Origin of the sequence: Pseudomonas sp. SJZ074 (assembly GCF_007828215.1) — a bacterium.
Taxonomy (GTDB): domain Bacteria; phylum Pseudomonadota; class Gammaproteobacteria; order Pseudomonadales; family Pseudomonadaceae; genus Aquipseudomonas.
Genome location: NZ_VIUE01000004.1, coordinates 354,610 through 361,340, shown reverse-complemented (window position 1 = coordinate 361,340; position 6,731 = coordinate 354,610). Strand labels below are relative to the sequence as shown.

General features: G+C 62.2%; 6 protein-coding genes. 2 read left to right on the top strand and 4 right to left on the bottom strand.

Translation table 11 applies throughout. From position 1 onward, the window contains the following. Nucleotides 1–179: 179 nt before the first annotated feature. Nucleotides 180–1,088, top strand: coding sequence for a 1-aminocyclopropane-1-carboxylate deaminase/D-cysteine desulfhydrase (locus tag FBX99_RS07925; RefSeq protein ID WP_145131167.1), 909 nt, complete (start codon nt 180–182; stop codon nt 1,086–1,088). Between the two features lie 6 nt (nt 1,089–1,094). Here the strand turns inward: FBX99_RS07925 and FBX99_RS07920 are convergent, their stop codons facing one another. Beyond that, nucleotides 1,095–1,643, bottom strand: coding sequence for a cytochrome b (locus FBX99_RS07920; protein ID WP_047703748.1), 549 nt, complete (start codon nt 1,641–1,643; stop codon nt 1,095–1,097). 156 nt (nt 1,644–1,799) lie between these two features. Beyond that, on the bottom strand, nt 1,800–3,206 hold the full coding sequence (locus FBX99_RS07915) for a type VI secretion system Vgr family protein (RefSeq protein ID WP_145131165.1): 1,407 nt from the start codon (nt 3,204–3,206) through the stop codon (nt 1,800–1,802). Nucleotides 3,207–3,424: 218 nt separating this feature from the next. Between FBX99_RS07915 and FBX99_RS07910 the strand changes: the two genes are divergently transcribed. Further along, complete coding sequence (locus tag FBX99_RS07910) at nt 3,425–4,129, top strand: YebC/PmpR family DNA-binding transcriptional regulator (protein ID WP_047703746.1); 705 nt, start codon at nt 3,425–3,427, stop codon at nt 4,127–4,129. 80 nt (nt 4,130–4,209) lie between these two features. On the opposite strand, the gene FBX99_RS07905 is transcribed toward FBX99_RS07910, so the two are convergent. Then, nucleotides 4,210–5,523 (bottom strand): leucine-rich repeat-containing protein kinase family protein, encoded by a 1,314-nt coding sequence (locus tag FBX99_RS07905; protein WP_144923856.1) that lies wholly within the window; start codon nt 5,521–5,523, stop codon nt 4,210–4,212. Nucleotides 5,524–5,677: 154 nt separating this feature from the next. Next, entirely contained in the window at nt 5,678–6,724 is a 1,047-nt protein-coding gene (locus FBX99_RS07900) for an ABC transporter substrate-binding protein (protein WP_145131163.1), read from the bottom strand. Nucleotides 6,725–6,731: the final 7 nt, after the last annotated feature.

Below are 6,731 nucleotides of genomic sequence, written 5' to 3'. Positions count from 1 at the left end.
CAACTACCTGCCGCCAATAGCCATGGAGCAGCAGGCAGCTTGATCACCGTAATCGGTGTCCGGAAAAACTTGACCAGAACAGGCTCGCTCCCACAAGGGAATGGTGGTGAGGTCCGGGGCTGCGGTCATTCGTGAGCGCCTGTTAAGATGCAGGCTTCTTTGCGCCGGGCCTGCTCGCCATGCTTCTTTCTGCCCTTGATTGGCACCCCAACCCCAAACTCGAACCCCTTCATCTGGATTGGCTCACCCGCGCCGGTGTCGAAGTGGCGGTGTTGCGTCTGGATCGGATCGATCCACTGATCAGCGGCAACAAGTGGTTCAAGCTGGTTCACTCTGTGCGCGCTGCCCATGAGGCCGGTGCCGAGGGGATCATGAGCCTGGGCGGCGCCTATTCCAACCACCTGCACGCACTGGCCGCCGCTGGCAAGCGCTTTGGTTTTCCAACGGTCGGGCTAGTGCGTGGCCATCCCCAGGAAACACCGACAGTACTCGACCTGCAAGCATTCGGCATGGAGCTGCACTGGTTGGGGTACGGCGGCTATCGGGAGCGGCATGCCGTGGATTTCTGGGCACCCTGGCAGGTGCGGTATCCCCACCTGTATCCGGTGCCGGAGGGCGGTTCAGGCTTGCCGGGCGCGCTGGGCTGCAAGGCCTGGGTAACCAGCGCCCGTGGGCAGCTGACGGCATTGGGTTGGACGGATTATCACGGCTGGTGGCTGGCTTGCGGGACCGGAACGTCGCTGGCAGGGCTGGTGTTGGCCGAAGCGGGCGCGCATCCGGTCCATGGTGTGCTCGCGGTGCCCGATGACCATGGCGTGGCGCAACAGGTCGAAAACATCGTGGGCCAGGCAGGCATTACCGACCCCCGTTATGAATTGCTCGATGGCAGCCGTGGCGGCTTTGCCCGGGTCGACTCGCCACTGAGGGACTTCCTCGATGCCACCCACGCAATCGAACTGGAGCCACTCTACACCGGCAAGGCATTGATGATGCTCAAGTCGCAAGTAGAAGCAGGCCGGTTTGCCCAAGGCTCGCGCCTGATCTTCGTCCACACCGGCGGCTTGCAAGGCCGCCGGGGGGTTGAGTGAGCGCCGTCAGCCGCGCTTCGGCATCATCCGCAGCAACGTGTTGTCGCGCACGATGTAGTGGTGATACAGCCCCGCCAGGGCATGCAGGCCGATCAACCAATAGCCGATGGTGCCGCCCAGCACATGCCAGCCTTCCAGCTGCTTGGCGAATGCCTTGTCCTGATCGACCAGCAGCGGCAGATCGAAACCGTAGAACATCACTTGATGCCCTTCGGCGCTGGTGATCAGCCAGCCCAGCAGCGGCATGGCGATCATGAACAGGTACAGCGCCCAGTGCATCAGGCGCGCAAGGAAGGTCTGCCAGACGGGCGAAGCCGGAAAGATGGCGGGTGCCTTGCCCACGCTGCGGGCGAACAGGCGCAGCCAGACCAGCAGGAACACGGTAAGGCCGAGCATGAAATGCGCTTCCTTGATCAGGGTTCGGCCGCCGCTGCCCTTGGGGAAGATCCCGCGAAATTCTATGCAGGCATAAACCACAGCCAGCAGCACCAGCATCAACCAGTGCAAGGTGATCGTGACGGTACTGTAGCGGTTTTCAGAGTTTTTCCAGGGCATGCGGGTATCTCCAGACATCAGGCTAAAGCGCCGTCTCGAGCGGCGTTGTGCTGCTACTGTAAGCCCGTTTCGTTGGGTTTGCATGAGCCGGATCAGGTTTTGTCCATACGAACTCCGGTTTACGCCCGCTGACCGGCTGCGGTATTCGGTGGCGGATCAGGGCGTTGTGTCCGGAGGGTTGAGCAGCCAGTCGAATAACAGCCTGACGTCGCTGTTGCCCGGTGCCGGTTTCTTCGACGCCACGTTGCGCGCGCCACCGCTATCGATGCCGCCCGGACACAGCACCGGCCGGTCGGGATCGCCGTCCAGAAAGCTCACCAGCACTTCACTGCCGGCCATCAGGGGCGGGCTGTCGTGGAGGCTCAATCGTGACACGGGCAACGGGATGCCTTCGTCATCCGGCCCCCACAGGCTGACCCGGACCTGACCTCGCTCATCGGGCTCCGCCGGCCTCCCGGCAGGACCGAGGACATGCGCCACGTGGTAGCCGGGAATGCTCGGCCTGGAGTGTTTGACGGCGGGCCTGAACACGGTGGACCAGGGGATGGCAGAGAACTTGTTCCGATAGTCCCTGGCCGACGACACAGGCGGTTGATTGGCTTCCAGTATCGAAAACTGTCTGCCGCGATGCTGGACTTCGACAACCAGCCATTGATCGTTGAACGTCGATACCGGGTGTTCGCCGATCTGCACGATGCGGCCGCTGCGCAGGGCCGGTTGCGTGCTGTGGCCGTGGATTTCCCGTTGCCGACAGCGCAGGCGCTCCAGGTTCCGGCGTCCTATCTGATAAGCATGAGCCGACGCTGGATTGCTCCGCATCGCCTCGTGATCGGTGCCATTGAACCCATGATTCGCGGCGCCGGTTTCGGCGGGCGACGTTGCCCGCTCGGCGAAGCGGCCGGGCAGAGCAGGCTTCGTCGGGTGGTGACGCTGGTACAGTCGCACGAGTGCCGGTTGCTCATCGGTTTGTGTACACAGTGCAAGCTCGACCGCCCGTGCCGGAAAACTCTTGGGATCTTCGGCGAACACCAGGACGTGGCCGGATGGGGAGTGTTCGAAGTGGTAATGAATGCCTTCTTGCTCGCATAGCCGCTGCAACAGCTCCAGGTCGCTTTCCTCGTACTGGATACAGAACGGGCGGGATGGGTACTGTCCGTGAGGCAATTCGAAACGGTAGCTGTGGGCGGGCAGCGCGTTGTCGTCCAGCAGGCGCTGCAGTATCTGCACGACGCTGAGCTGATGGAAAACCCGTCGTCTCGGACCCTGCTCCAGACGCTGGAGATAGGGAACCAGCGTCAGGCGATAGCCGATACGGTGCGGTGCATGGGCGCTCAGGCTGACGCTATGGACGATGCCATGTACACCGGACTCGCCATCCAGGCGCAGGAACGCCGGTTGCCCCAACAGCGTATCGGGATTGATTGGCGGCGCGAGGCCGATCAGTTCCAGGTCGAAGCGGTACGGCTGGTTGAGGGCCTCCCGACCGTTGAACCGCAGCACTTGCAGCCGCAGGTCGCTTTGCGTGAGTGTCAGGCTGAAGGGGCTTTCCGTGTCGTTGCGCATCGCGGTGCTTACTTGAAGAGAAGAAGCCGCGAGGGTACGAAACCGCGGGGCGAAACGGTGCTCTTGAATCGCTATTTCGGAAACTGCCTACAGCATGTTGTGAAAATGTCGATTCGCCGGGGCGCATTTTTTGGTCGATCAGCCGGTTTAGGCCGTATAAACTTGCGCCACAGCGCCGGCCGGCAGATGTCTTGGCGCGTCAGACAAGAGAGTGAGTGATGGGCGCACAGTGGAAGGTTAAACACAAAGAGGCGGCTGCCAACGCCAAGGGCAAGATCTTCGGCAAGCTGGTGAAGGAAATCACCATTGCCGCGCGCAACGGTGCCGACGTGGCGACCAATGCACACCTGCGGCTGGTGGTCGAGCAGGCGAAGAAGGCGTCGATGCCCCGCGAGACCCTGGAGCGCGCGATCAAGAAAGGTTCGGGCCAGCTCGGCGAGACCGTGCAGTATCACCGTGTGACCTACGAAGGGTTCGCGCCGCACCAGGTGCCGCTGATCGTTGAATGCGTGACCGACAACATCAACCGTACCGTGGCCGAAATCCGCGTCGCGTTCCGCAAGGGCCAGCTGGGTGCTTCGGGTTCGGTGGCCTGGGACTTCAACCATGTCGGCATGATCGAGGCCGCCCCGGACAGCCCGGATGCCGATCCGGAAATGGCCGCCATCGAGGCCGGTGCCCAGGATTTCGAGCCAGGCGAAGAGGGCGCGACGCTGTTCATCACAGATGCGGCCGATCTCGATGCCGTGCAGAAAGCGCTGCCGGCCCAGGGCTTCACGGTGTTGTCCGCCAAGCTGGGCTACCAGCCGAAAAACCCGGTCAGCGGCCTGACCGACGAGCAGATGGCCGAGGTCGAAGCGTTCCTTGAAGGCCTTGATAACCACGATGACGTGCAGGATATGTTTGTCGGGTTGGCGGGTTAACGGGATTCCCTGAAGAGCAAAAGATTGTCCTTTGTGGCGAGGGGATAAATCCCCTCGCCACAAAAACAACCTTTGCTTGATCAGCCGCCGGCCAATACCTGCTCAATCTCCTCAAACCCCGGCCGCGCCAGTACGTCCGGCTGACAGCAACGCGTCTCCAATGCTTGAAGCGTCGCAAGCTGCACGTCATCGCCCCCCGGCTCGATCCGCGCCAGCAACTCACCCAGCAGAATCCCGAAAGCCCGCACTTCGATGCGTTGCAGTGCACGGGTTTGCGGGGTATCTGCGGTGGCGTGGAAAGATGCCGCGCCAAAATCCCCCAGCAGGCATTCGCCCTGGTCGTTGTACAGGATGTTGTGCCCGTATAAATCCCCGTGGGTGATGCCCTGATGGTGCAAGTGTGCCGCCACCGAGGCGATGCCTCGGGCGATACGCAAGGCTGCGGTGGCGCTCAAGCGCAATGTCTCGGCATACACATCGCGGGTGCAGGAGGCCAGGCTCGGCAGCCCGGCCAGGTTTCGATAGCTGGGCTCGATCAGCGCCATGACCAGCCCGGCCTGCCCGTCGGGATGTCCGGCGACCTGCCCCAACACTTCAATCAGGTTCGGATGTCGGCCCGCCGTGATACAGGCGTGCATTTCATGCAGGGGCGAGCCGTCGCTGGTCATCTCGCCCTTGTACATCTTCACCGCGACGTTTCGCGCCGATTGGCCGGTCGGTTGCCACTGCGCCTGATGAATCACCCCCGAGGCGCCTTCGCCCAATGGTTGTTGCAGGCTCAGTTGTGTCCAGTCGATGGGGGTCGTGCTGTGTTGCGCGGCCTCGTCGGCTTGGGTTTCCAGCGGGTTGCCGGCGTAGGCGAGCCAACTGAGGCGGGGCAGTTCCAGCAACCATTGCGGCAGATCGTCCAACTGATTGGCGGCGATCCGCAGCAGCTCGAGTCGGTGACACTGGGCCAGACTGGCGGGCAGTTCCTGCAAACGGTTGCCGGCCAGCATCAGCTTTTGCAGATGTGGGCGCTGTCCCAGTTCATCCGGCAACTGGCTGACGCGGTTGTCCGTCAGAATCAGCCAGCGCAGCAGCGGCGGCAGGGCCGCGGCGGGGACGCGCTCGATGCGGTTGGCCTTGAAACCGACCATGGTCAACGCGGCACAACGGCCCAGGCATTCAGGCAGTTCAGTGAAGCGATTGTCCGAGCAGAACAGCACCCGCAGCCGGCGCAGTCGATGCAAGTCATCGGGCAGGGTTTCCAACTGGTTGCCGCTGAGGTTGAGGATCTCGAGGGAGTCCGCCAGTTCGAAGATCTCCCGGGGGAACTGCGTCAGGCCACAGGCCAGGTCCAAGCGGGTGATGCCTGACAGCTGACCGGCGCGAAGTTGGGCGAGGGTGTTCATGGGACGGGGCACCGTTGATCAAGAGAAGTCCGATGCCACCTAGTTTGTTACAAAACCCTGTGGCGAGGGGATTTATCGAAACGTCGCACCGCCCCGCTGGGCTGCGCAGCAGCCCCAACGGGGATAAATCCCCTCGCCACAAAAGCCAGTTCGGCTAGCGCTCGATACTGCGACTCCAACGCGCATTCCACGCCGGACGTTGTTCATTGACCTGGTCCCAGTCCACCGCAATCGCCGTTTCCAGGTATTGCTTCATGGCTTGCACCTGGCCGCGAGTCTTGTCGGTGGTGGGGGTATTGGGATTGGATGGAATCTGGTCGCCTTCTTCCAGGGCAATGGCCTGGGCTTCAGGCGTGAGCAGGAAGGCGGCGAGTTTCTGTGCCAGCTCGGGCTGGGTGTTGTGGGCGATGGCGCATTCGGCGACGTTGAGCACCACGGCGCCTTCCTTCGGTTGTGCATATTCCACTGGCATACCCTTGAGTTTCAGCGCGGTTACCTGGGTTGGCGTCAGCGGGAACAGCGCGGCTTCGTCAGTCTGCAGCATTTCGGAAATTTTCGCCGAGCTGGGGATATATTCCAGCACGTTGCGCCCCACGGTGTTCGGCCAGGCCTTGAAGCCCGGCTCGACGTTGGTCTCGTTGCCACCCTGGATCCGGTTGAACATCAGGAAACCGTGGAGGCCGAAAGTGGATGAGGCCACCGACTGGAACACCAGCTTGTCCTTGAAGCGCGGATCGGCCATGTCCATCCATGATGTCGGCGCGCTCCAGCCTTTTTCCTTGAACAGGCGCGTGTTGTAGGCGAGCCCCGTCACACCCAGGCTGACGGCCACGGCCTGATCCTTGATGCGGCCTTTGGCGGGGATTTGCGCCAGGGTCGGACTGTCCTCGAGTTTGTCGCAAAGCCCCATGGAGATGGCGCGGTACATGATGCCGTCATCCAGGAACATGACGTGCATCTGTGGGTTGTCTTTGCTGGCCTGTACTTTCGCCAGGATATCCGCCGAGGTCCCCGGCACGATCACCACTTTGACGTTGTTGGCTTTCTCGAAGGCCGGCAAGACCTTGTCGGCGTAGAGCCGCTCCATGGTGCCGCCGTTCATGCCCAGGTAAAGCGTTGGCTCGGCGTGTGCCTGGCCGACGGCGAACAATGCGCTCAAGCAGGAAAAGCCCAGCAGTGCGGTGCGTTTGACGTTATTCATGGCGCGA